Below are 25582 nucleotides of genomic sequence, written 5' to 3'. Positions count from 1 at the left end.
GCCTACGGTTTCGCTCGCTTTGCCGCCATCATCGCTTTCAGATTTGCCAGGTGGTTCTGCCCTTTTTGCATACGTTCTTCGGCGCTCACCACTTTACGCTCTTGTTCCCAGATAATGTCATCCTGCGGTAACTCCAGCAGGAAACGACTCGGCTCAGGGCGCACCAGCTCACCGTACTGACGACGCTCTTTGCACAGCGTAAAGATAAGCTCTTTCTGTGCGCGAGTGATCCCAACATAGGCCAGACGACGCTCTTCATCGATGTTGTCTTCGTCTATGCTACTCTGATGTGGCAGAAATCCCTCTTCCATCCCCACCATAAAGACGTACGGGAACTCCAGCCCTTTCGAAGCATGCAGCGTCATGAGCTGTACCTGATCCAACTCTTCTTCGCTCTCTCCACGCTCCATCATGTCGCGTAGCGTAAAGCGCGTCACCACCTGGGTCAGGGTCATCGGCTCTTCAAGTTCACTGCCTTCCAGCATTTCCGTCATCCAGCTAAACAGGGTATTGACGTTTTTCATGCGCATTTCTGCGGCTTTTGGGCTGGGTGAGGTTTCATACAGCCAGGATTCGTAATCAATACCGTGGATCAGATCGCGTACGGCCGCGATCGGTTCACGCTCGGCCAGACGCTGGATTTCGCCCAGCCAGTGCGTGAAGCGGGTCAACGAGTCATAACCACGGCCGGTGAGCGTCTGGCTCAATCCCATGTCAAAGCTGGCGGTAAACAAACTTTTATTACGCGTCATCGCCCACTCGCCCAACTTTTGCAGCGTGGCGGGACCAATTTCACGTTTCGGCGTATTGACGATGCGCAGAAATGCACTGTCGTCATCCGGATTGCTCAATACCCGCAAATAGGCCAGCAGATCTTTGATCTCCGGACGGGAGAAAAATGAGGTGCCACCAGAAATTTTGTACGGGATGCGGTTTTGCATCAGGAATTTTTCGAATACCCGCGACTGATGGTTGCCGCGATAGAGGATCGCGTAATCTTTATACTGTGTTTTGTTAACGAAGTGATGGGCAATCAACTCCCCCGTGACACGTTCCGCTTCGTGTTCTTCGTTATTGGCGCTCAATACTTTAAGTTCAGCACCGTAACCCAGCTCAGAAAAGAGTCTTTTTTCAAAGACATGCGGGTTATTAGCGATAAGAATATTCGCCGCTTTCAGGATACGCCCGGAAGAACGGTAGTTTTGCTCCAACTTAACCACCTGCAGCGCCGGAAAATCTTTGCTCAACAGGACCAGGTTCTGCGGACGTGCGCCGCGCCATGAATAGATGGACTGATCGTCATCACCCACCACGGTAAAACGCGCACGCTTTCCTACCAACAGCTTAACCAGTTCGTACTGGCTGGTGTTGGTGTCCTGATACTCATCCACCAGCAGATAACGAATTTTATTCTGCCAGCGCTCACGCACCTCTTCATTACGTTGAAGCAGTAGCGTCGGTAGCAGAATCAGATCATCGAAATCCAGCACATTGCACGCCTTCATATGCGCGTCGTACAGGCCGTAACAGTGGGCAAAAATACGGTCGCGCTCGCCTTTGGCGCTGGCTGCCGCCTGCGCCGGGGTCATCAGATCGTTTTTCCAGTTGGAGATCGTCGAGATCAGTTGCTGAAGTATGAGCTTATCATCTTCGATAAGCCCGTCAGTCAACTCCTTCAGCAGCGCCACCTGATCGGTATCATCAAACAGTGAGAAGTTCGACTTCATCCCCAACGCCGCATATTCGCGCTTGATAATATCCAGCCCAAGCGTGTGGAAGGTGGAGATCATCAACCCTCGCGCCTCTTTGCGCCCCAGCGTCTGCGCCACACGCTCTTTCATCTCGCGCGCCGCTTTGTTGGTAAAGGTGACTGCCGCAATATGCCGCGCCTGATAGCCGCAACCACGAATCAAGTGAGCGATTTTATTGGTGATCACTCGCGTCTTACCGGAACCCGCCCCCGCCAGCACCAGGCAAGGTCCGGTGACGAATTCGACGGCTTGTTGTTGTCCGGGGTTTAAACGCATACAGATCACTCAATGAAAGTAGGGAGGGGAAATTTAGAGCATGGTAGTATAGCCAGCCTCAACCACCCCACTCAAGGCGCGATCATGGCAAAAACAGCAGCAGCACTGCATATCCTTGTTAAAGAAGAGAAACTGGCTCTGGATCTTCTGGAGCAGATTAAGAACGGTGCCGACTTCGGTAAACTGGCGAAAAAACACTCCATCTGCCCGTCAGGCAAACGCGGCGGTGATTTAGGTGAATTCCGCCAGGGCCAGATGGTTCCGGCGTTCGATAAAGTGGTGTTCTCCTGCCCGGTGCTGGAGCCAACTGGCCCGTTGCACACGCAGTTCGGTTACCACATCATTAAAGTGCTGTACCGTAACTAACAGAAAGGCCTTCTCAGAGAGAAGGCCTTTGTCTGCAAATTGTCATTAACCCGCGACAGCAATACGTTTCATATCCGTCATATAGCCGCGCAGTTTCTGTCCCACTTTCTCGATCGCATGGCTGCGAATCGCATCATTAACGTCACGCAGTTGGGCGTTGTCTACCGCACCTTCGGCAATCGCTTTGCCCAGGTCGCCGGTTTGCAGTGTGGTCATGAACTCTTTCAGCAGCGGTACGCAAGCGTAAGAGAACAGATAGTTGCCGTATTCTGCGGTATCAGAGATCACCACGTTCATTTCGTACAGACGCTTACGGGCGATGGTGTTCGCGATCAGCGGCAGTTCGTGCAGTGATTCATAGTAAGCGGATTCTTCGATGATGCCGGAATCAACCATGGTTTCGAACGCCAGCTCAACGCCCGCTTTCACCATCGCGATCATCAGAACGCCTTTATCGAAGTACTCCTGCTCACCGATTTTGCCTTCAAACTGCGGCGCGGTTTCGAACGCGGTTTTACCGGTCTCTTCACGCCAGGTCAGCAGTTTCTTATCGTCGTTGGCCCAGTCCGCCATCATGCCGGAAGAGAATTCGCCGGAGATGATGTCGTCCATATGTTTTTGGAACAGCGGCGCCATGATCTCTTTCAGTTGTTCAGAGAGCGCGTAAGCACGCAGTTTCGCCGGGTTAGAGAGACGGTCCATCATCAGGGTGATGCCGCCCTGTTTCAGCGCTTCGGTGATGGTTTCCCAGCCGAACTGAATCAGTTTTTCCGCGTATGCCGGGTCGGTGCCTTCTTCCACCAGCTTGTCGAAGCACAGCAGAGAACCGGCCTGCAGCATACCGCACAGGATAGTCTGCTCGCCCATCAGGTCAGATTTCACTTCCGCGACGAAAGACGATTCCAGAACGCCCGCACGGTGACCGCCGGTCGCTGCTGCCCAGGCTTTCGCAATTGCCATGCCTTCGCCCTTCGGATCGTTTTCCGGGTGAACCGCGATCAGGGTCGGAACACCGAAACCACGTTTATACTCTTCACGCACTTCAGTACCCGGGCATTTCGGCGCGACCATCACCACGGTGATGTCTTTGCGGATCTGCTCGCCCACTTCCACGATATTGAAACCGTGAGAGTAGCCCAGCGCCGCACCGTCTTTCATCAGCGGCTGAACGGAACGTACAACATCAGAGTGCTGTTTATCCGGCGTCAGGTTAACGACCAGATCCGCTTGCGGGATCAGCTCTTCGTAAGTGCCCACTTTGAAGCCGTTGTCGGTCGCTTTACGCCAGGAAGCGCGCTTCTCAGCAATGGCTTCTTTACGCAGGGCGTAAGAGATATCCAGCCCCGAGTCACGCATGTTCAGGCCCTGGTTCAGCCCCTGAGCGCCACAGCCGACGATGACCACTTTTTTACCCTGAAGGTAGCTCGCGCCGTCAGCGAATTCGTCGCGACCCATAAAGCGACATTTGCCCAGCTGTGCCAGCTGCTGGCGCAGGTTCAGTGTATTAAAGTAGTTAGCCATGGTGAACTCCGTGATCGTGATGTTGTGCGTGTTATTGTTCGGTTCGCGGTTAAGCGAGAATGTCACCACATTACAACAGGAAATTTATTGCGGAAATTGATATATTCACAACGTCACATTGCAATTTCTGCAACGTAAACATCGAGGGCTTCGCCTGTGGATTTACGCGATCTAAAAACCTTTCTGCATCTGGCGGAGAGCCGCCATTTCGGCCGCAGTGCGCGCGCGATGCACGTTAGCCCTTCCACGCTCTCCCGGCAGATTCAGCGCCTCGAAGAGGACCTGGGTCAACCACTGTTTGTGCGTGATAACCGCACGGTGACCCTGACCGAAGCGGGCGAGGAGTTACGCGTTTTTGCCCAACAAACGCTATTACAGTACCAGCAACTGCGCCACACCCTCGATCAGCAAGGGCCATCGCTGTCAGGCGAGCTACACATTTTTTGTTCGGTGACGGCTGCCTACAGCCATTTGCCACCGATCCTTGACCGCTTTCGCGCAGAGCATCCGTCGGTGGAAATTAAGCTCACCACCGGTGATGCTGCCGACGCGATGGATAAAGTGGTCACCGGAGAAGCCGACCTGGCGATTGCAGGTAAACCCGAGACGCTGCCCGGCGCGGTGGCGTTTTCCATGCTGGAGAATCTGACCGTCGTGTTGATCGCACCGGCTCTACCTTGCCCGGTGCGTAATCAGGTTTCAGTGGACAAACCGGACTGGTCAACGGTGCCGTTTATCATGGCCGACCAGGGGCCGGTGCGCCGCCGCATCGAGCTGTGGTTCCGTCGTCACAAAATCAGCAACCCATCGATTTACGCCACAGTGGGGGGGCACGAAGCGATGGTCTCCATGGTGGCGCTGGGCTGCGGCGTGGCGCTGTTGCCGGAAGTCGTGCTGGAAAACAGCCCCGAGCCCGTGCGTAATCGCGTCATGATTTTGGAACGCAGTGACGAAAAAACGCCATTTGAACTGGGTGTCTGCGCGCCGAAAAAGCGACTACATGAGCCGTTGATCGATGCGTTCTGGAAGATTGTACTGGAGCGAAAAATCACTGAGTAACGTCAGCGTCAGGCCTAAAATCAGAGGTAGATTCAGTTTTGGGGTTCCTTTTCTGTATAATGCCCCGTGCCATAGTAGATGTGGGGGGCTTGTTAACCATCACGTTTAGCGAGCCAGAACAGACGGTGTCATTGCGCACTTGACAGCGAAAATACAAACTTAATTAGCCATCATTATGATAATCAAACCAAAAATTCGTGGATTCATCTGTACAACGACCCATCCGACTGGCTGCAAAGTCAATGTGGAAAAACAGATCGATTATGTGAAGAAAAACGGGAAAATCGAAAACGGCCCTTCCCGCGTACTGGTCATCGGTGCTTCAACCGGCTATGGCCTGGCCTCAAGAATCTCCGCGGCGTTTGGCAGCGGTGCCGCCACTATCGGCGTATTTTTCGAAAAACCGGGCACGGACACCAAACCGGGTTCCGCGGGCTGGTATAACTCTGCCGCCTTCGATGAGGCCGCAAAACGTGAAGGTCTGTATTCCAAGAGCATCAACGGCGACGCCTTCTCCGACGAGTGCCGCGATGAAGTGATTAAACTGATCAAAGAAGACCTGGGCCAGATTGACCTGGTGGTTTACTCACTGGCTTCCCCGGTGCGTAAAATGCCGAAAACCGGTGAAGTTGTCCGTTCTGCGCTGAAACCGATCGGTGAGGTTTACACTTCCAAAGCGATTGATACCAACAAGGATCAGATCACGACGGCCAGCATTGAGCCAGCAACGGAAGAAGAAGTTCAAAACACCGTGACCGTCATGGGCGGTGAAGACTGGGAGTTGTGGATGGGTGCGCTGAGCGAAGCTGGCGTGCTGGCTGACGGCGTGAAAACCGTGGCCTACTCTTACATCGGTACCGACCTGACATGGCCAATCTACTGGCATGGCGCGCTGGGTAAAGCGAAAGAAGACCTTGACCGTGCAGCAGGCGCGCTGCGTAATCAACTGGCTCCGCTCAACGGCACCGCCAACGTTGCAGTACTGAAATCGGTTATCACACAGGCTTCTTCTGCCATTCCAGTGATGCCGTTGTATATCTCTATGGTCTTCAAACTGATGAAGGAACAGGGAATTCATGAAGGGTGCATCGAGCAAATTAATCGCCTGATGACCACCAGCCTGTACGGTGACAAGGTTGCACTTGATGACAACCAGCGTATCCGCATGGATGACTGGGAACTGCGTGAAGACATTCAGCAGGCATGCCGCGACCTGTGGCCGCTGATCACCACTGAAAACCTGTCGCAAGAAACCGATTATGCAGGCTACAAGCGAGAATTCCTGAACCTGTTCGGTTTTGCCCTCGACGAAGTCGATTACGATGCCGATGTGAACACCGAAATCGAATTCGATGTGGTGACGCTGTAAGTTACTGATGTGGTAGCAAACACAGACGTCTGACAAAGTCCTGGCTGAAAAGTCAGGACTTTTATCTAATAAAGTCAGTGCAAAAAAGACTGATCGCGCCCCCCAAAAAATTATCCCTTCCATAATATCATCATGAAATATATCCACTGATAATGTCTTAGTGCCCAAACCAGAGCGTTATATTAAAAATATCAATAAATAAATCAAAACCATTATATTTTGCACGCCACAAAATCAGTAGACTTAATATCGGTCATTCCTGTACGATGCCATTCAATTTTTTATATGCATAAAGCCAATTAAAAGCCTGATGAAGGTAATAAGCGCCATCATTTATAAAATATAGACTCGCCATTCACTTTAGTCATTCATAATATGAATTAGAAGAAACAGGGTTGTAGTTTATTGCAGTCAGTTTGGCCACGGGCAGCATGGAACAAAAAGAGCATACGTGAAGTATCAGAGAATGACTCCCTTTCAGGCTTCCCTGATGGATGTTCCCCTTGATTTAAACGGACAAATAAAATAGCCCATTGGGGTGGGCTCTTAATTCTGCTCATGGATCGGAGCTTAACATTATGCACTCAACGAACTTACGCCAATTTGACCATTCAGAGAAGTTATTAAATCCAGATAACCATATTGATTCCGCGTTAGAGATGACTACAGCGGGCCATTCGCTCCTTGTTTCGGCAATTATTCCTTGCCTGAATGAAGAGCTCACGCTTGCCATTTGTATTAATAAAGTAATGGATGCTTTTACCCGTCTGGGAATTCAAGGTGAAGTGATCGTTGGTGATAATGGCTCAACGGACAAATCCGTTAAAATTGCAAAATCGCTTGGCGCCCGGGTTATTCACCAGCCCGTTAAAGGTTATGGCGCAGCAATAAGCGCGGCGGCCCATGCGGCAAAAGGCAAATATCTCATTATGGCTGATGCTGATGACTCCTATGACTGGAGCCAGATTGATGTTTTCGTTGATGCACTGGAAGGCGGCGCGGACTTTGTGATGGGTAATCGATTTGCCGGAGGAATTGAACCGGGTGCAATGCCCCCTCTGCATCGCTATCTGGGTAATCCACTGCTTTCCGGCATTGCTCGGGGTCTTTACCACTCCCCCATTCGCGACTTTCACTGTGGGATGCGGGCCTTTACTCGCGAAGCATTCCAGAAAATGTCCACCCGCTCTACCGGTATGGAATTTGCCTCCGAAATGATTATTAACGCACATCGTGCAGGACTAATCATTCACGAAGTGCCGATCAAACTCTATCCAGACAAACGCAACCGTCCTCCTCATTTACGTTCATTTCGTGATGGCTGGCGGCATCTGCGTCTTCTTATTGCCCACGCCCCTGACAGGCTATATTTGATCCCCGGGTTTACGCTACTACTGCTCGGGGCTATCTGCCTCGCGCTGCTTGCCGCTGGTCCCATAGAAATCCACGGTTACTATTTTGGTATCCATTTCGTTGCCCTGGCGACAATGTCGACGCTTATTGGCCTAATCGCCATCCTGTTAGGCGTGTTAGCGAAGGTCGCCATCGCCATTTACCACCCGGTTGCGAAAAGCCGACTTATTACGTGGCTGATGCGCTCGCACCCCCTGGAGTGGCTGGTATTCTGCGGTTCCGCTCTTGCCATATCAGCTTTTTGCGCCGACCTCCTCCTTGCCTTTCGATGGATATTTACCCTCGGTTCTATGGAGCAGTCGGTACACATTGTTTTTGTCATCAGTACAGCCTGCATCGCCGGCGTGCTGATGGTATTAGCCGGATTTGTACTGCAGTTGCTGCTGGACAACCTGAGCCGGCATGATTCAGCGACATCAACACAAGGACCTGTGTTATGAAAGGAAACAGAGCCACCCCGCGCATTTGGCAAACTGACTGGCTGCTATTACGGGCACTGGCGCGACGGTTACGCGAGCAGGCAGAACGTCACATTCAACCCGAGACATTCATGGTCGACTTTGGCTGTGGTGATTCCCCATACGCCGGGATGATGCGCCAGTTGAATATCAACTACTGCGGCGCCGATCTTGATGACAACGGCACGATCAAGATTGACCAACAGGGACGCGTCCCTTTAGCTGATGGCGTCGCCGGGGCAGTACTTTCAGTCCAGGTACTGGAACACGTCAGAGATCTTGATGCCTATTGCGCCGAAATTCGGCGTCTGTTGAGTGATGATGGCCTCTTGTTACTCTCCACGCACGGAACCTGGCTCTATCATCCTCATCCTGAAGATCACCGCCGCTGGACCCGCACCGGTCTCATAGCCGATCTTACCGATCGCGGGTTTGTGGTTGAAGAAGTCGAAGCACTGGTTGGCCCGTTAGCCACCACCACTATTATTCGCCTGACAGGATTTGCCTTTTTCCTCCGCCGACTCCCCATTATCGGTAGCGTTCTTGCCTCAGGTTTGGCGGTCATTATGAATCTGCGCGCAATGTTCGAAGATTACATCACCCCAGCGCACATACGCCATGATAACGCCTGCGTCTTTTTGCTTCGCGCGCGAAAGGCGCCTCGATGAAAATTCGCACCTCTTTTGCTTATCTCTGCGTGTCTGGCAGCTGTTTCGTTGGACATAATGCCATCATGATTGTGGCAGAAAGTTTATGCGTTGCGCTCTGGTTAGCAATCCTGATATCGTTCGCTGTGATCGCTACTGTTGGTTACATATTGCACAGCGTATTCACGTTTAAGCAGCCACTGTCATTTCGTGCCTTTGGCCGTTATACCCTCAGCATGTTGCTGAATATTCCGCTTTCATTTGCGACCACCTGGTTTTGGTATTCCTGGCTGGGATTTCCGATGCCCACTGCCGCGCCGCTAGCTTCCCTCTGCATGATTGCACTGAATTTTTTCCTTAGCCGCTGGGCGATTAGCGCAACAGGCTGCAATAAGGCCGTGCACGTATGATTAACGATCCCATTAATCCGCAGCATTTACAGAATATCCTGACGATAAGTCATTTCTACGAGGCACACGGTGGCGGTATTGAACGCGTTGCCGGGCATTTGTGCCGTCAGTTCGCCCGCCAGGGAGCGACACCGAGTTGGGCAGCCAGCGATAGTGATGCTTTACCCGGCGATGGCCTCAAAACAATAGCGTTGCGCTGCGTCGACCCACTGGAAAAACTCACCGGCCTGCCAATGCCGTTACCGGGTCCAGGAGCCATTTTTGCACTTAGAGACGCGGTACGGAGTAGCGACGCAGTGGTGATCCACGACGCACTCTATGTCACCTCAATCCTTGGCATGATAATGGCCAAACGGCACGGAAAGCCCATCGTTCTGATTCAACATATTGCCGCGATTCCGTTCAGATCCCCTCTGCTGCGTCTGCTTATGCAGCTGGCTAATTTGGTCGTTACGCGCCCAATGCTATGGGCCGCAGATGCCCGGGTATTTATTAGCGATACTGTCCGTCACGACCTGCTTGGAACCCCTGCACGCTATCCGTATAAGTTACTGTTTAACGGTGTTGATAGCGCTATTTTTTATCCACCAGCCCCCCTGGAGGGCAGACAGAACCTGCAGGCAAAATATAACCTCCCTCCCTGCACCCGGCGCATACTTTTTGTTGGTCGTTATGTTGAAAAGAAAGGATTGTCGATACTACGTGCCCTGGCGGCGACCAGGACAGACTGTCAGTTTTTATTGGCCGGAAGCGGCCTGCTTCGTCCTGCAGAATGGGGGTTGAGCAACGTTTACGATCTTGGCGTCCTGGCTCCTGCGGCACTGGCGGAACTTTATCGCTGCGCGGATTTGCTGTTGTTGCCTGCCGTCGGTGAAGGCTATCCCCTTGTTATCCAGGAAGCAATGGCCAGCGGATTACCGGTCATCTGCGGCGGCCCGGCTCATAGGGCCGATCCCAACGCGGCAAACTGGCTACGTGGCGTGGACATAGACCTCAACGACCCTCAACGTTCAGCACAGCGCTGTTCTGTCGCAATAGATCACTGCGTGCTGCCCCCCCATGAACGTGAAGCGATGATTTGTTACGTCAGAGAGCGCTATAGCTGGCAAACAATGGCGAAGGAAATCCTGGAGCTGGCACAACGCGCAAAAGACAGAAAAGCAAATGGCGAAGCCGGGAGAGCATAAAATGGGTACTTCCTGTAAGCACCTTTTTAGCACGAGTCCCCGCAGGTTAACGCTTATCCTTGGCGTGAGTATTGCCATTAAAGTTACGCTGATTTTCATTTTTGCCTGGCATATTCGCCTGATCATGGATGAGTTTGCCCAGCTTGGTTACGCCAAGTATTTTGCTAATGGGCTATTCGATACCATTCAGCCGCCAAAGGCCGTGGGCTTTGCGGTGTTTTATAAACTGGCTCACCTGGTTGGCTGGGATGCCGCTTCGATGATTCTGGTCGGGCGAATGCAGACGGCCCTGCTCGCTTGTGGAACCCTGCTGCTGGTCTACGCTTGCGCGCGGGCGCTGGGCGAGCAGCGTTTACGTGCACTTTTTATTGCGCTCGTTTTACTCTGTTTTACGAATTTTATGGAGCGGATCTTCCGTACCCGCTCAGAGCCCCTGGCACTGTTTTTCGCCCTGGCCGCCGTACTGGTTATACTGCGCGGCCATACCCTCATCGCAAGAAAAATTTTCATCGCCGGAATCCTGAGCGGACTGGCGTTTTTGGTTACCCAAAAATCAGCGTTCTTCAATCTGGCTCTTGGGCTTGGCTTAGTGATTGACGTGATGCTGCGCAAAGATTTTATCGCGGCTATCGTTCGCGGCTTTTACTTAACCGCGGGATGGTTACTTCCTGCGGTTGCCTATTGCTTTATATTCGGCGGCAGCGACCCGCTGCGTATCGCTGAAAGTTTGATTTTTGGCCCGGTCGAAGTGGCGGTTAACGGCAGTGAAGCATATGACGGAATTCGTGTGTATGTCTTACAAACCCTGATAGACAATACGTTTCTCTACCTGCTCTGTTTTAGCGGCATGATTATCACGTTAAAACGCTGGAGAATCTCAAATGAAAAAACGCGCATTGCCCTGGTATTTTCGTTCGTCATTACCACACTGGTTTTCACACACAGCCAGCCCTGGCCCTATGTGTTTATTATGGCACTACCGTTTATATCACTCTGGTCTCTCGTCCCGCTGGATTATCTCCTCACCCATAGCCGCACACCGATCCTGAGATTATTTTTCCTGACGGTGACAACATTAACCCTACTTTCAAGTTACTTTATCAACTTCAGCTACCTGAAAATTAGCAATGTGCGACAGCTTGAACTGGTTACCCGAGCAGAAGCGCTGCTCAAACCTGATGAAAAGTACTTTGATGGTATAGGGATGTTGCCCAACAGGTTAGAGCCAACAACGCTGTGGCTCGATGCCTGGTATGTTTTAAAAACACTGCGGGAAGGGAAAGACTCCGAAGCCTGGCAAGTGCTTACCCAGTCTCCCCCGAAAGTGATCTTATGGTCCTACCGGTTGAGTAATATCCATTCTGTCATCGCAGAAGCCATTGATAACAGCTACGTTCAGGTGGCGCCGAATATCAGGATGGCGGGGCGACGGCTGCGTATCGGCCATCAGGAAGAATTCAAGGTTCCGCTGGCCGGAAGATATCAGCTGTACAGCGAAACTGGCGCACCCGTATCAGCACAAATGAAAGTGGAAGGGATCACGCTCACCCCCCCCATTACCTTGTCGGCTGACAGCAAAACCATCACATTACTTAATGGCCCGGAGAGAGCGTTATTGTTGCCGGAAGGAACTTATGCTGGCCTCTTCAAAGACGGAGATGATGACAAAAACCTGTTTGCCAACATCTATCATCGTTGAGATTGCAGAAAAACAGGAGATAACCCGCTCTGGTTATCTCCTGTTAAGTGGCCGTTAACCCGCAAGGAAAAAGCGGAACGCCGGGTTATTGCTTTCATCATGGCAGTCATAACCCAGCTCGTTGAGCCGGGTTTCAAAATCTGGCTCATGATCGCCCAGTTCAAATGCTGCCAGCACGCGGCCATAGTCGGTACCGTGGCTGCGGTAGTGGAACAGGGAAATATTCCAGTGGGTACCCAGAGTGTGCAGGAATTTTAGCAGCGCACCTGGAGACTCCGGGAATTCGAAGCTGTACAAACGCTCCTGTAGTGGTTTTGACGGACGTCCCCCCACCATATAGCGCACGTGCAGCTTGGCCATTTCATCGTCGGAAAGATCCACCACGCTGTAACCGCCGTCATGGAGCAACTGAAGAATTTCTTTACGCTCTTCCAGCCCACGACTCAGGCGGACCCCCACGAAAATACAGGCGTCTTTCGCATCCGCAAAACGGTAATTAAACTCGGTGACCGAACGCCCACCCAGCAACTGACAGAACTTCAGGAAGCTGCCTTTCTCTTCCGGAATAGTCACTGCCAGCAAAGCTTCACGCTGTTCACCCAGTTCGCAGCGTTCCGAGACATAGCGCAAACCGTGGAAGTTAACGTTAGCCCCGGAGAGGACATGCGCCAGCCGTTCGCCACGAATGTTGTGCTGAGCGATATATTTTTTCATTCCCGCCAGTGCCAGCGCCCCGGACGGTTCCGCGACCGCACGCACATCTTCAAACAGGTCTTTCATCGCCGCGCAGATAGCGTCGCTGTCCACCGTGATGATGTCATCAAGGTATTCCTGACACAGACGGAACGTTTCGTCGCCGATGCGTTTAACTGCCACACCTTCCGCAAACAATCCCACGCGCGGAAGGTCAACCGGATGACCGGCATCCAGCGCGGCTTTCAGGCAGGCAGAATCTTCCGCCTCCACCGCAATCACTTTGATTTGCGGCATCAATTGTTTGATTAGCACCGCAACGCCCGCCGCCAGTCCTCCACCGCCGACCGGGACAAAAACGCGATCAAGGTGAGCATCCTGCTGGAGCAATTCCAGCGCCAGCGTCCCCTGCCCGGCGATCACCATCGGATGGTCGAACGGCGGTACCCAGGTGAAACCCTGCTGCTGAGACAGCTCAATCGCTCTGGCTTTTGCTTCGTCAAAGTTAGCGCCGTGAAGCAGCACTTCACCGCCGAAACCTCGCACCGCGTCAACTTTGATATCGGCAGTCGCCGTGGGCATCACGATCAGGGCCTTTACACCTAATCGCGCGGAGGAGAACGCGACGCCTTGCGCGTGATTACCCGCAGACGCGGTGATCACGCCGTGTGCTTTTTGTTGCTCCGTCAGGCCTGCCATCATGGCGTAGGCACCGCGCAGCTTGAAGCTGTGCACCGGTTGTCGGTCTTCACGCTTCACCAGAATAACGTTGTCGAGACGCGACGACAGTTTTTCCATTTTTTGTAGCGGCGTCACCTGCGCGGCTTCATAGACCGGTGCACGAAGCACCGCTCTGAGATACTCCGCGCCTTCAGGGGCGCCGGACAGGGGTTGCGAATCGGCCATCATTAACCCCCCAGTTTCGATTTATCGCGCACCGCGCCTTTATCAGCGCTGGTCGCCAGGCTGGCGTAAGCACGCAGTGCGAAGGAAACCTGACGCTGACGATCTTTCGGCGTCCAGGCTTGATCGCCACGCGCTTCCTGCGCTTCGCGACGGGCAGCGATTTCCTGCTCGCTCAGCAGCAATTGGATGCCGCGATTCGGGATATCAATGGCAATCATATCGCCGTCCTCAATGATCGCGATATTCCCGCCGCTGGCCGCTTCCGGCGATACGTGGCCGATGGAAAGACCCGATGTCCCACCCGAGAAACGGCCGTCAGTGACCAGCGCACAGGCTTTGCCCAGCCCCATGGATTTCAGGAAGGTGGTCGGATAGAGCATCTCCTGCATGCCCGGTCCACCTTTCGGCCCTTCGTAGCGAATAACGACCACATCCCCCGCCACCACTTTACCGCCGAGGATTGCTTCAACGGCATCATCCTGGCTTTCATACACTTTTGCCGGGCCGGTAAATTTCAGGATGCTGTCATCCACACCTGCAGTTTTGACGATACAGCCATTTTCCGCGAAGTTACCGTACAGAACCGCCAGGCCGCCATCTTTGCTGTAAGCATGTTCGAGCGAGCGGATACAACCTTCGGCGCGATCATCATCCAGCGTATCCCAGCGGCACTCCTGTGAAAATGCCTGAGTCGTGCGGATACCCGCCGGCCCGGCGCGGAACATCGTTTTCACCGCATCGTCTTTGGTCAGCATGACATCATAACGATCGAGCGTTTGTGGCAGGGTCAGACCCAGTACGTTTTTCACATCACGGTTCAGCAACCCGGCACGATCCAACTCGCCTAAAATCCCCAGCACACCACCTGCGCGGTGCACGTCTTCCATGTGGTATTTCTGCGTACTCGGCGCAACCTTACACAGTTGCGGTACTTTGCGGGAAAGCTTGTCGATATCACTCATGGTGAAGTCGATTTCAGCTTCCTGCGCGGCAGCCAGCAGGTGCAATACAGTGTTCGTTGAACCGCCCATGGCGATATCCAGGGTCATGGCGTTTTCAAACGCCGCCTTGCTGGCAATGCTACGCGGCAGCGCTGATTCATCATTCTGCTCGTAATAGCGTTTGGTCAGCTCGACAATCCGCGAACCCGCATTGAGGAACAACTGCTTGCGGTCAGCATGGGTTGCCAACAGCGAACCATTGCCCGGTTGCGACAGACCCAGCGCCTCGGTCAGACAGTTCATCGAGTTGGCGGTGAACATCCCAGAACAGGAACCACAGGTCGGGCAGGCAGAACGCTCAATCTGATCGCTTTGAGAATCAGAGACTTTCGGATCAGCCCCCTGAATCATGGCATCAACCAGGTCGAGTTTGATGATTTGGTCAGAAAGTTTGGTTTTACCCGCTTCCATCGGACCACCGGAAACAAAGATCACCGGAATGTTCAGACGCAGAGAGGCCATTAACATTCCCGGGGTGATTTTGTCGCAGTTCGAGATACAGACCATCGCATCGGCACAGTGAGCGTTAACCATATACTCCACTGAATCGGCGATCAGCTCGCGCGACGGCAGTGAATAAAGCATGCCGCCATGACCCATGGCGATTCCGTCATCCACGGCAATGGTATTGAACTCTTTTGCCACACCACCCGCAGCGTCAATCTGCTCGGCGACCAGCTTGCCGAGATCGCGCAGATGTACGTGACCCGGCACAAATTGGGTGAATGAGTTCACGACGGCAATGATCGGCTTGCCGAAATCGGCATCGGTCATCCCGGTAGCGCGCCAAAGCGCGCGGGCTCCCGCCATATTGCGGCCATGTGTGGTGGTGGCGGAACGGTACTTAGGCATACTTTATTTACTCCCAGTGTCTGTCTACTAAAAGGGACGGTGCGTGCCGTCCCCTTTCTTTGTTAGTTATTAACCTGATCCAACCAACCGTATTTATCTTCCGTTTCGCCCGTGAAGAGACCAAAGAAGGCTTGCTGGATACGTTTGGTGACCGGGCCACAGCGACCTTCACCGACCTGGATACCATCAACGCTGCGCACCGGCGTGATCTCAGCCGCCGTCCCGGACATGAACACTTCATCTGCCAGGTACAGTGATTCGCGCGACAGCACCTGCTCGCGAACTTCAATATCGAGGTCTTTCGCCAGTTTAATGATCGCGTCACGGGTGATACCCGGCAGCGCAGAAGAGGTAAACGGAGGCGTAAACAGAATGCCGTCTTTTACTTCAAACAGGTTTTCACCAGCACCTTCAGAGATGTAGCCATTGACATCTAACGCGATGCCTTCCTGATAGCCATGACGACGCGCTTCGCTACCCACCAGCAGTGAGGACAGATAGTTACCGCCCGCTTTTGCAGCGGTTGGGATGGTGTTAGGTGCCACGCGATTCCAGGAAGAAACCATTGCATCAATCCCCTGATCGAGCGCATCTGCTCCCAGATAAGCCCCCCACGGGAACGCGGCAATAATCACATCAGTGGTATATCCGGCTGGCGGGTTAACCCCCATACCAACATCGCCAACAAAGACTAACGGACGGATATAGGCGCTGGTCAGATTGTTTTTACGGATCACCGCACGGCAAGCTTCCATCAGTTCATCAACGCTCTGAGAAACGGGAAAACGATAGATCTTGGCTGAATCACGCAGGCGCTGCATGTGCTCACGATGACGGAACACCACCGGTCCTTTGTGAGAATCGTAGCAACGGATACCTTCAAACACGGAAGTACCGTAATGCAACGCGTGGGACATCACATGTACCTTCGCGTCTTCCCAACGAATCATCTCGCCATTGGACCAAATGTAATCAGCTTTTTTCGTCGTCATTTTTCTTCCTTTTGCGCTCAGGCGCGGATTTGTTGTGATGTGGTAGTGCTCTGGCAGATAGCAACATGTGCGACATCCACCAGTTTGCTTAACTGACTAAACAGTAAGTCGACCGACCGTGGGCTGGCAACGGTCAATTCGATATTTATATTCTGTGCATCGGAGGCAGCTTCCATATTCATGGAGCACACCTGAAAACCACGATGGCGTACCACGCGTAAAACACGCTCTAACGTTTCCGGGTTGAAACGAGCCTCAACGGCGACCTGATGTTGCATCATGATAATTTCTCCAGCATTTCTGAGTTACTGGCACCAGGTGGTACCAGAGGCCAGACATTCTCAAGTTCGTCGATTGAGACATGAAGCAGGTATGGCCCCTCACTGTTCAGCATCGTGTCGAGGGCCGCTTCAACCTGGTCTTTACGGGTGATGTGTTGGCCAGGGATACCGAAGGCGCTGGCTAACATGAGGAAATCGGGATTATCGGTGAGTGTGGTTTCGCTATAACGTTCCTGGAAAAACAGCTGCTGCCATTGTCGCACCATGCCTAAGCGCTGGTTGTCGAGTAAAACGATTTTCAGCGGCAACTGCTTGCGTTTTACGGTGCCCAGCTCTTGTACATTCATCATGAAAGAGCCGTCACCGGAGATACAGATTACCGTATCATTCGGACGCGCGACCTGCGCTCCCACGGCCGCCGGCAAACCAAACCCCATCGTTCCCAGGCCGCTGGAGGTGATGAAGTTCTCCGGACGGGTATAGGTCATGTGTTGTGCTGACCACATCTGATGTTGACCAACATCGGTGGTCACCACGCTATCGGCAGGTTTGCGATCGGACAATTGTTTTAACAACAACGGCGCATAGATAGCGTCACCAGGATGATCGTAGCGCCAGGTATGTTCAGCCCGCATTTGCGCGTTGTACTGGCGCCATTCGTCGATACTGAATGGCTGTTGTAATGCCGGTAACAACGCATTTAAATCCCCCTGCAGCGCAACGTGCGCCTGACGCAGTTTGTTCATCTCGGCCGGGTCGATATCCATGTGGATCACGCTTGCATTCGGTGCAAATGTATTCAATTTACCGGTCACCCGGTCATCAAAACGTGCGCCCACGGCGATCAACAAATCACACTCCTGCACGGCGAAGTTTGCGGCTTTAGTGCCATGCATTCCCAGCATGCCAAGATAGTAAGGATAAGCGGCATCAACGGCACCCAGACCTTTTAGCGTACAGGCAACCGGTATTTGCGTTACCGCGATAAACTCACGCAGAGCCTGAACAGCCTGCGCCATACCGACGCCACCGCCCACGTACAGAACCGGCTTTTGCGCCTGTGCCATCATTTTACGGGCTTGCTCAACGTCAGCATGCGGGAAAGCAGCTGCATTTTCGACCGTCGTAAAATAGGGTTCCAGAATCCCGCTGGCTAACTGAATATCTTTCGGGATATCAACCAGAACCGGTCCCGGACGACCGGAATTAGCCACATCGAAAGCCTCTGCCATGATGCGCGGCAGTTCTTCCAGTGACTGCACCAGGAAACTGTGTTTGGTACAGGAGAGCGACATACCCAGAACGTCAACTTCCTGGAATGCGTCGGTGCCGATGAATGGTGCAGCAACCTGACCCGTGATAGCCACGACAGGAACAGAGTCTAACAGCGCATCCGCCAGGCCTGTGATCAGGTTGGTAGCGCCTGGGCCAGAGGTCGCGATACAGACACCGGTTTTACCGGTAGAGCGAGCATAACCAATCGCCGCCATCGCCGCGCCCTGCTCGTGACGGCACAACAAGTGTTCCACGCCGCCGTCATACAACGCATCGTAAACCGGCATAATTGCGCCACCGGGATAACCAAAGACGGTTTTAACCCCTTGTGCACGCAACGCATGTACCACCCACTGTGCCCCGTTCATAGTTACATCCCCGCCGTAAATCTTGAGAAACAGAATTTCATGCTACCGTTCACTTTCTGCTCCTCGTTTATGTTTTTAAGGTCAAAAAAAACCCCCGAACCTTTCGGTGCGGGGGTCTTAGTTCGTTAAGGCTTGTTTTCTAAGCCTTTCCTCGTCCAAGTGCAGCCCCGCACGGTGGGATAATAATCACCACCACGCTAATCACGACCAGGCTAATCACTCGTAGAAGGGCTGTCATTTTTGTATTTTCTTGCATCTTGTTCGAAGGAATACCTAAAGAGTTACCATAGAATTTAACGATGGCACAAGATATTTTTGCATTCATTTTTCTGACGAAGTTAACTGTTTAGATAAATACCGTTGTTTTTTATACAAAAAATACAAAATGAAAATATTTCACGATATTAGGTATGCATAACCACGCTTTTCATGAGTTTTCAGCGTTTCCATCAGTGCTTGCGAGTGTTATTCAAGGCCTTATGCAAACCATATTGAATTACACAAAAAGACCTGAATCGGCATCTAAAAATACCAAAATGATGCGATATTGCCGTTATTTTTTCGACATAATGTCTGTCTCAGGAGGAGTTATGTCACTGGCAATTGTCCACACTCGCGCAGCACTGGGTGTCAATGCACCGCCCATTACGATTGAGGTGCATATCAGCAATGGTCTGCCTGGTTTAACCATGGTGGGGTTACCGGAAACGACAGTGAAAGAAGCCCGCGATCGGGTTCGTAGTGCGATTATTAATAGCGGGTATGAATTCCCGGCAAAGAAAATAACCATCAACCTCGCTCCGGCAGATTTGCCTAAAGAAGGAGGAAGATATGATTTACCTATTGCCGTTGCGCTTCTGGCAGCGTCTGAGCAGCTCACAATAGATAATCTAGATACATATGAGCTGGTAGGTGAATTAGCGCTTACAGGCGTGCTACGCGGCGTTCCCGGAGCCATATCCAGCGCAACCGAAGCTATCAATGCAGGCAGGATAATTATTGTCGCAAAAGAGAACGCGCCAGAAGTTGGACTGATACACGGTGAAGGATGCCTGGTTGCCGACCATCTGCAGGCTGTATGCGCATTTCTGGAAGGCAAGCATGAGCTGGAAAAACCGACCCCGGCCGACGTTGTACCCAGCGTGTTACCCGATGACCTTAGCGACATCATCGGTCAGGAACAGGGTAAACGAGGGCTGGAGATCACGGCTGCTGGCGGTCATAACCTCCTGCTGATTGGCCCTCCCGGAACGGGAAAAACCATGCTGGCCAGCCGCCTCAGAGGACTGCTCCCCCCGCTTAGCAATACCGAGGCGCTGGAAAGCGCAGCGATTCTCAGTCTGGTCAATGCCGATACGATACAAAAGCAGTGGAGGCAACGCCCTTTTCGCTCACCTCATCACAGCGCGTCATTAACCGCTATGGTGGGAGGAGGTTCCATTCCCGCCCCCGGAGAAATTTCTCTGGCGCATAACGGCATATTATTTCTGGATGAATTACCCGAGTTTGAGCGGCGTACGTTGGATGCACTGCGCGAACCTATTGAATCCGGACAAATTCATTTATCACGCACCCGGGCAAAAATAACCTACCCTGCGCGTTTTCAACTCATTGCAGCAATGAATCCAAGCCCGACAGGTCACTATCAGGGAAACCACAACCGCTGTACTCCAGAACAAACGATACGTTACCTCAATCGGCTATCAGGCCCCTTTCTCGACCGCTTTGATCTCTCGCTTGAAATTCCCCTGCCACCGCCCGGAATACTCAGCCAGAGCGTAGTGAAGGGAGAAACCAGCGATGCAGTGATGAAACGCGTCATGGCGGCGCAGGCGCGTCAGTATCAGCGGCAAAATAAATTAAACGCGCATCTGGACAGTCAGGAGATACATAATTTCTGCCCATTACAGAGTGATGACGCACGCTGGCTGGAAGAGACATTGGCGCATCTTGGGCTATCCATTCGTGCATGGCTACGCCTGATAAAGGTCGCTCGCACGATTGCAGATATTGAGCAATGTGACCATATCAGCCGCCAGCATCTCCAGGAAGCCGTTGGCTATCGGGCAATTGATCGATTATTAATTCATCTGCAGAAACTGTTGGCATAAAAAAAGGGCTTTCGCCCTTTTTTATTAATCATCGGATTCGGTGTAGTCTTCCGCACCTTCCACCTGAGGTTTCCCGCCAGACAGAGTATGGAAACGTTTAGGACGCTTAATACGCGTCATGTATTTAGACCACACACGTTCAGCTTCAGTCACCGGTTCACGTTCACCACGGCATACCGCAACAAACAGCTTCTCTTCTTCTGTTACCGGCTCACGCTTGCCCAGATCCAGCTCATTAAAGGCATAACCGTGACGCTCAAGCAGTTGTGCCTCTTTAATGGTGAAATCACCATGACGGGAGAATCCACGGGGATAATATTTATTGTCGAAATATCGATTAGTCGTCGTAAAGCTTTCCGCCATCCTGCACGCTCCTAATTCTTTGGCCGAGCTATTTATGGCGCGGAGTATTAGTTACGCTTGACAGAGCGTCAAACAAAAGATTTAAATCATAACGACAAATAATTTTACGGAGCGAGTTGTGGATACGGAATTGTTAAAAACTTTCCTGGAAGTTAGCCGAACGCGCCACTTTGGTCGGGCTGCTGAAGCACTCTACCTGACCCAATCGGCGGTAAGTTTTCGGATAAGACAACTGGAAAATCAACTGGGTGTGAACCTGTTCACCCGACACAGAAACAATATCCGTCTTACCGCTGCAGGTGAAAAATTATTGCCTTACGCTGAAACGCTAATGAATACCTGGCAGGCCGCGCGTAAGGAGGTCGCAAATACTTCGCGACACAATGAGTTCTCTATCGGAGCCAGCGCATCCCTTTGGGAATGTATGCTCAATGACTGGTTGGGGCGTTTGTATCAATCTCAGGAACCGCAATCCAGTCTGCAATTTGAAGCCCGGATTGCGCAGCGCCAGTCGTTAGTCAAGCATCTCCATGAACGACAGCTTGATCTGTTAATTACTACCGAAACACCCAAAATGGACGAATTTAGCAGCCAATTGTTGGGGTATTTCACATTGGCGCTCTATTGCAGCAAACCATCACAAACTAAAGATGAATTGAATTACCTGCGTCTGGAATGGGGCGCTGATTTTCAACAACACGAAGCTGGATTGATCGCGGGTGATGAAGTACCGGTGCTAACCACCAGTTCAGCAGAACTGGTCAGACAGCAACTTTCTGTTCTTAATGGTTTTAGTTGGCTTCCCATCAACTGGGCAAAAGCAAAAAACGATCTCCATACAGTTACCGACAGTGCGACAATTTCGCGTCCGTTATATGCTGTTTGGCTACAAAATAGCGATAAATATCCGCTTATTCGCGACCTGTTAAACACGTATATTTTGGAAGAATAAAGAAAGATCTCGTGCAGGCAAGGATGCCGGGGAAATTGAGCGGAAGGAAATATTGACGTAGTTTGCAGGCAAAAAAAAATCCTTAGCAAAAATGCTAAGGATTGTTTCTGGCAGGGGCGGAGAGACTCGAACTCGCGACACCCGGTTTTGGAGACCGGTGCTCTACCAACTGAGCTACGCCCCTAAATTTTCTATCATTAAGCCTGCTATTAAAGCAGGCTTAATTTTTTTAATAAGTGGCGGAACGGACGGGACTCGAACCCGCGACCCCCTGCGTGACAGGCAGGTATTCTAACCAACTGAACTACCGCTCCACCGGATTTTTCTACAACCACCGGCACATACCGGTTACTGCTTAATTTGATGCCTGGCAGTTCCCTACTCTCGCATGGGGAGACCCCACACTACCATCGGCGCTACGGCGTTTCACTTCTGAGTTCGGCATGGGGTCAGGTGGGACCACCGCGCTACAGCCGCCAGGCAAATTCTGTTTATTAACCCGCTTACCGCCGGTTAATTTTATCTGTATCAGGCTGAAAATCGTCTTCTCTTTCGCCAAAACATCTTCGGCGTTGTAAGGTTAAGCCTCACGGTTCATTAGTATCGGTTAGCTCAATGTATCGCTACACTTACACACCCGACCTATCAACGTCGTCGTCTTCAACGTTCCTTCAGGAGACTTATAGTCTCAGGGAGAACTCATCTCGGGGCAAGTTTCGTGCTTAGATGCTTTCAGCACTTATCTCTTCCGCATTTAGCTACCGGGCAGTGCCATTGGCATGACAACCCGAACACCAGTGATGCGTCCACTCCGGTCCTCTCGTACTAGGAGCAGCCCCCCTCAATTCTCCAGCGCCCACGGCAGATAGGGACCGAACTGTCTCACGACGTTCTAAACCCAGCTCGCGTACCACTTTAAATGGCGAACAGCCATACCCTTGGGACCTACTTCAGCCCCAGGATGTGATGAGCCGACATCGAGGTGCCAAACACCGCCGTCGATATGAACTCTTGGGCGGTATCAGCCTGTTATCCCCGGAGTACCTTTTATCCGTTGAGCGATGGCCCTTCCATTCAGAACCACCGGATCACTAAGACCTGCTTTCGCACCTGCTCGAGCCGTCACTCTCGCAGTCAAGCTAGCTTATGCCTTTGCACTAACCTCCTGATGTCCGACCAGGATTAGCTAACCTTCGTGCTCCTCCGTTACTCTTTAGGAGGAGACCGCCCCAGTCAAACTACCCACCAGACACTGTCCGCAACCCGGATTACGGGTCCACGTTAGAACACCAGCCATTAAAGGGTGGTATTTCAAGGTCGGCTCCATGCAGACTGGCGTCCACACTTCAAAGCCTCCCACCTATCCTACACATCAAGGACCAGTGTTCAGTGTCAAGCTATAGTAAAGGTTCACGGGGTCTTTCCGTCTTGCCGCGGGTACACTGCATCTTCACAGCGAGTTCAATTTCACTGAGTCTCGGGTGGAGACAGCCTGGCCATCATTACGCCATTCGTGCAGGTCGGAACTTACCCGACAAGGAATTTCGCTACCTTAGGACCGTTATAGTTACGGCCGCCGTTTACCGGGGCTTCGATCAAGAGCTTCTCCTTACGGATAACCCCATCAATTAACCTTCCGGCACCGGGCAGGCGTCACACCGTATACGTCCACTTTCGTGTTTGCACAGTGCTGTGTTTTTAATAAACAGTTGCAGCCAGCTGGTATCTTCGACTGATTTCAGCTCCACGAGCAAGTCGCTTCACCTACCTATCAGCGTGCCTTCTCCCGAAGTTACGGCACCATTTTGCCTAGTTCCTTCACCCGAGTTCTCTCAAGCGCCTTGGTATTCTCTACCTGACCACCTGTGTCGGTTTGGGGTACGATTTCGTGTTACCTGATGCTTAGAGGCTTTTCCTGGAAGCAGGGCATTTGTCACTTCAGCACCGTAGTGCCTCGTCATCACGCCTCAGTGTTAAAGTGAACCGGATTTACCTGGAACACACACCTACACGCTTAAACCGGGACAACCGTCGCCCGGCCGACATAGCCTTCTCCGTCCCCCCTTCGCAGTAACACCAAGTACAGGAATATTAACCTGTTTCCCATCGACTACGCCTTTCGGCCTCGCCTTAGGGGTCGACTCACCCTGCCCCGATTAACGTTGGACAGGAACCCTTGGTCTTCCGGCGTGCGGGTTTTTCACCCGCATTATCGTTACTTATGTCAGCATTCGCACTTCTGATACCTCCAGCAACCCTCACAGGCCACCTTCAACGGCTTACAGAACGCTCCCCTACTCAACAACACATAGTGTAGCGGCCGCAGCTTCGGTGCATGGTTTAGCCCCGTTACATCTTCCGCGCAGGCCGACTCGACCAGTGAGCTATTACGCTTTCTTTAAATGATGGCTGCTTCTAAGCCAACATCCTGGCTGTCTGTGCCTTCCCACATCGTTTCCCACTTAACCATGACTTTGGGACCTTAGCTGGCGGTCTGGGTTGTTTCCCTCTTCACGACGGACGTTAGCACCCGCCGTGTGTCTCCCGTGATAACATTCTTCGGTATTCGCAGTTTGCATCGGGTTGGTAAGTCGGGATGACCCCCTAGCCGAAACAGTGCTCTACCCCCGAAGATGAGTTCACGAGGCGCTACCTAAATAGCTTTCGGGGAGAACCAGCTATCTCCCGGTTTGATTGGCCTTTCACCCCCAGCCACAAGTCATCCGCTAATTTTTCAACATTAGTCGGTTCGGTCCTCCAGTTAGTGTTACCCAACCTTCAACCTGCCCATGGCTAGATCACCGGGTTTCGGGTCTATACCCTGCAACTTAACGCCCAGTTAAGACTCGGTTTCCCTTCGGCTCCCCTATTCGGTTAACCTTGCTACAGAATATAAGTCGCTGACCCATTATACAAAAGGTACGCAGTCACCCCATAAAGAGGCTCCCACTGCTTGTACGTACACGGTTTCAGGTTCTTTTTCACTCCCCTCGCCGGGGTTCTTTTCGCCTTTCCCTCACGGTACTGGTTCACTATCGGTCAGTCAGGAGTATTTAGCCTTGGAGGATGGTCCCCCCATATTCAGACAGGATACCACGTGTCCCGCCCTACTCTTCGAGTTCACAACACATGCACTTTTGTGTACGGGACTATCACCCTGTATCGTGCGACTTTCCAGACGCTTCCACTAACACACATGCTGATTCAGACTCTGGGCTGCTCCCCGTTCGCTCGCCGCTACTGGGGGAATCTCGGTTGATTTCTTTTCCTCGGGGTACTTAGATGTTTCAGTTCCCCCGGTTCGCTTCATTACGCTATGTATTCACGTAATGATAGTGTGACGAATCACACTGGGTTTCCCCATTCGGAAATCGCCGGCTGTAACGGTTCATATCACCTTACCGACGCTTATCGCAGATTAGCACGTCCTTCATCGCCTCTGACTGCCAGGGCATCCACCGTGTACGCTTAGTCGCTTAACCTCACAACCCGAAGATGTTTCATTCGATTCATCATCGTGCTGCGAAAATTTGAGAGACTCGAACACACCGCTTTTCATTTCTTGTTTACGGAGAAATGAAACAGTGTGTCGTTTCAATTTTCAGCTTGATCCAGATTTTTAAAGAGCAAAT

General features: G+C 52.1%; 19 protein-coding genes, 2 tRNA genes and 2 rRNA genes. 10 read left to right on the top strand and 13 right to left on the bottom strand.

Annotated elements, in window-relative coordinates; translation table 11 throughout:
- Positions 1–2: 2 nt before the first annotated feature.
- Positions 3–2027: a DNA helicase Rep gene (gene rep, locus N7268_RS05575; protein ID WP_260862057.1), complete on the bottom strand. Its 2025-nt coding sequence runs from the start codon at positions 2025–2027 to the stop codon at positions 3–5.
- An 84-nt stretch (positions 2028–2111) separates the two neighbouring features.
- Here rep and ppiC point away from each other — a divergent pair, with 84 nt between their 5' ends.
- Positions 2112–2393, top strand: a complete 282-nt coding sequence (gene ppiC / locus N7268_RS05570; protein WP_001140251.1) for a peptidylprolyl isomerase PpiC — start codon at positions 2112–2114, stop codon at positions 2391–2393.
- Between the two features lie 45 nt (positions 2394–2438).
- Here ppiC and ilvC read toward each other — a convergent pair whose 3' ends face one another.
- On the bottom strand, positions 2439–3914 hold the full coding sequence (gene ilvC / locus N7268_RS05565; protein WP_260862056.1) for a ketol-acid reductoisomerase: 1476 nt from the start codon (positions 3912–3914) through the stop codon (positions 2439–2441).
- Between the two features lie 156 nt (positions 3915–4070).
- On the opposite strand from ilvC, the gene ilvY reads away from it, so the two are divergent.
- From ilvY to N7268_RS05530, 7 genes are all read left to right on the top strand, one after another.
- Complete coding sequence (gene ilvY, locus N7268_RS05560; protein ID WP_198907422.1) at positions 4071–4973, top strand: HTH-type transcriptional activator IlvY; 903 nt, start codon at positions 4071–4073, stop codon at positions 4971–4973.
- Positions 4974–5148: 175 nt separating this feature from the next.
- A complete protein-coding gene (gene fabV / locus N7268_RS05555) occupies positions 5149–6342 on the top strand; it encodes an enoyl-ACP reductase FabV (protein WP_260862055.1) in 1194 nt (397 codons plus the stop codon).
- Between the two features lie 578 nt (positions 6343–6920).
- Positions 6921–8195, top strand: a complete 1275-nt coding sequence (locus tag N7268_RS05550) for a glycosyltransferase family 2 protein (protein ID WP_260862054.1) — start codon at positions 6921–6923, stop codon at positions 8193–8195.
- Positions 8192–8881: a class I SAM-dependent methyltransferase gene (locus N7268_RS05545; protein WP_260862053.1), complete on the top strand. Its 690-nt coding sequence runs from the start codon at positions 8192–8194 to the stop codon at positions 8879–8881. The genes N7268_RS05550 and N7268_RS05545 overlap by 4 nt, the downstream gene beginning before the upstream one ends.
- Entirely contained in the window at positions 8878–9270 is a 393-nt protein-coding gene (locus N7268_RS05540; RefSeq protein WP_260862052.1) for a GtrA family protein, read from the top strand. The genes N7268_RS05545 and N7268_RS05540 overlap by 4 nt, the downstream gene beginning before the upstream one ends.
- Positions 9267–10457, top strand: coding sequence for a glycosyltransferase family 4 protein (locus N7268_RS05535; RefSeq protein WP_260862051.1), 1191 nt, complete (start codon positions 9267–9269; stop codon positions 10455–10457). The genes N7268_RS05540 and N7268_RS05535 overlap by 4 nt, the downstream gene beginning before the upstream one ends.
- 124 nt (positions 10458–10581) lie before the next feature.
- Entirely contained in the window at positions 10582–12156 is a 1575-nt protein-coding gene (locus N7268_RS05530; protein WP_260862050.1) for a hypothetical protein, read from the top strand.
- A gap of 54 nt (positions 12157–12210) precedes the next feature.
- On the opposite strand, the gene ilvA is transcribed toward N7268_RS05530, so the two are convergent.
- From ilvA to ilvL, 6 genes are all read right to left on the bottom strand, one after another.
- Positions 12211–13755: a threonine ammonia-lyase, biosynthetic gene (gene ilvA, locus N7268_RS05525; RefSeq protein WP_260862049.1), complete on the bottom strand. Its 1545-nt coding sequence runs from the start codon at positions 13753–13755 to the stop codon at positions 12211–12213.
- 2 nt (positions 13756–13757) lie between these two features.
- The gene (gene ilvD / locus N7268_RS05520) at positions 13758–15608 is read right to left on the bottom strand and encodes a dihydroxy-acid dehydratase (RefSeq protein ID WP_260862048.1); all 1851 of its coding nucleotides are present in this window, start codon (positions 15606–15608) and stop codon (positions 13758–13760) included.
- Positions 15609–15670: 62 nt separating this feature from the next.
- A complete protein-coding gene (locus N7268_RS05515) occupies positions 15671–16600 on the bottom strand; it encodes a branched-chain amino acid transaminase (RefSeq protein WP_198907425.1) in 930 nt (309 codons plus the stop codon).
- 17 nt (positions 16601–16617) lie between these two features.
- A complete protein-coding gene (gene ilvM / locus N7268_RS05510; RefSeq protein WP_003018017.1) occupies positions 16618–16881 on the bottom strand; it encodes an acetolactate synthase 2 small subunit in 264 nt (87 codons plus the stop codon).
- Complete coding sequence (ilvG, locus tag N7268_RS05505) at positions 16878–18524, bottom strand: acetolactate synthase 2 catalytic subunit (RefSeq protein ID WP_260862047.1); 1647 nt, start codon at positions 18522–18524, stop codon at positions 16878–16880. Before ilvG ends, ilvM begins: the two co-directional genes overlap by 4 nt.
- A gap of 139 nt (positions 18525–18663) precedes the next feature.
- A complete protein-coding gene (gene ilvL / locus N7268_RS05500) occupies positions 18664–18762 on the bottom strand; it encodes an ilv operon leader peptide (protein ID WP_001311244.1) in 99 nt (32 codons plus the stop codon).
- A 352-nt stretch (positions 18763–19114) separates the two neighbouring features.
- On the opposite strand from ilvL, the gene N7268_RS05495 reads away from it, so the two are divergent.
- Positions 19115–20635, top strand: coding sequence for a YifB family Mg chelatase-like AAA ATPase (locus tag N7268_RS05495; RefSeq protein ID WP_260862046.1), 1521 nt, complete (start codon positions 19115–19117; stop codon positions 20633–20635).
- 24 nt (positions 20636–20659) lie between these two features.
- Here N7268_RS05495 and maoP read toward each other — a convergent pair whose 3' ends face one another.
- On the bottom strand, positions 20660–20998 hold the full coding sequence (gene maoP, locus N7268_RS05490; RefSeq protein ID WP_003018025.1) for a macrodomain Ori organization protein MaoP: 339 nt from the start codon (positions 20996–20998) through the stop codon (positions 20660–20662).
- Positions 20999–21116: 118 nt separating this feature from the next.
- Here maoP and hdfR point away from each other — a divergent pair, with 118 nt between their 5' ends.
- Positions 21117–21950 (top strand): HTH-type transcriptional regulator HdfR, encoded by an 834-nt coding sequence (gene hdfR, locus N7268_RS05485; protein WP_260862045.1) that lies wholly within the window; start codon positions 21117–21119, stop codon positions 21948–21950.
- Between the two features lie 108 nt (positions 21951–22058).
- Here the strand turns inward: hdfR and N7268_RS05480 are convergent.
- The 4 genes from N7268_RS05480 to N7268_RS05465 form a co-directional block, all read right to left on the bottom strand.
- Positions 22059–22134 (bottom strand) — tRNA-Trp (locus tag N7268_RS05480).
- 53 nt (positions 22135–22187) lie between these two features.
- A tRNA-Asp gene (locus N7268_RS05475) sits at positions 22188–22264 on the bottom strand.
- 51 nt (positions 22265–22315) lie between these two features.
- A 5S ribosomal RNA gene (rrf, locus tag N7268_RS05470) occupies positions 22316–22431 on the bottom strand.
- Between the two features lie 95 nt (positions 22432–22526).
- Positions 22527–25432: ribosomal RNA gene (locus tag N7268_RS05465) — 23S ribosomal RNA — on the bottom strand.
- Positions 25433–25582 lie beyond the last annotated feature (150 nt).

Source organism: Citrobacter sp. Marseille-Q6884 (assembly GCF_945906775.1).
GTDB lineage: Bacteria > Pseudomonadota > Gammaproteobacteria > Enterobacterales > Enterobacteriaceae > Citrobacter.
The sequence above is the reverse complement of the archived record's forward strand: the minus strand, read 5'-3'. Positions and strand labels throughout refer to the sequence as shown.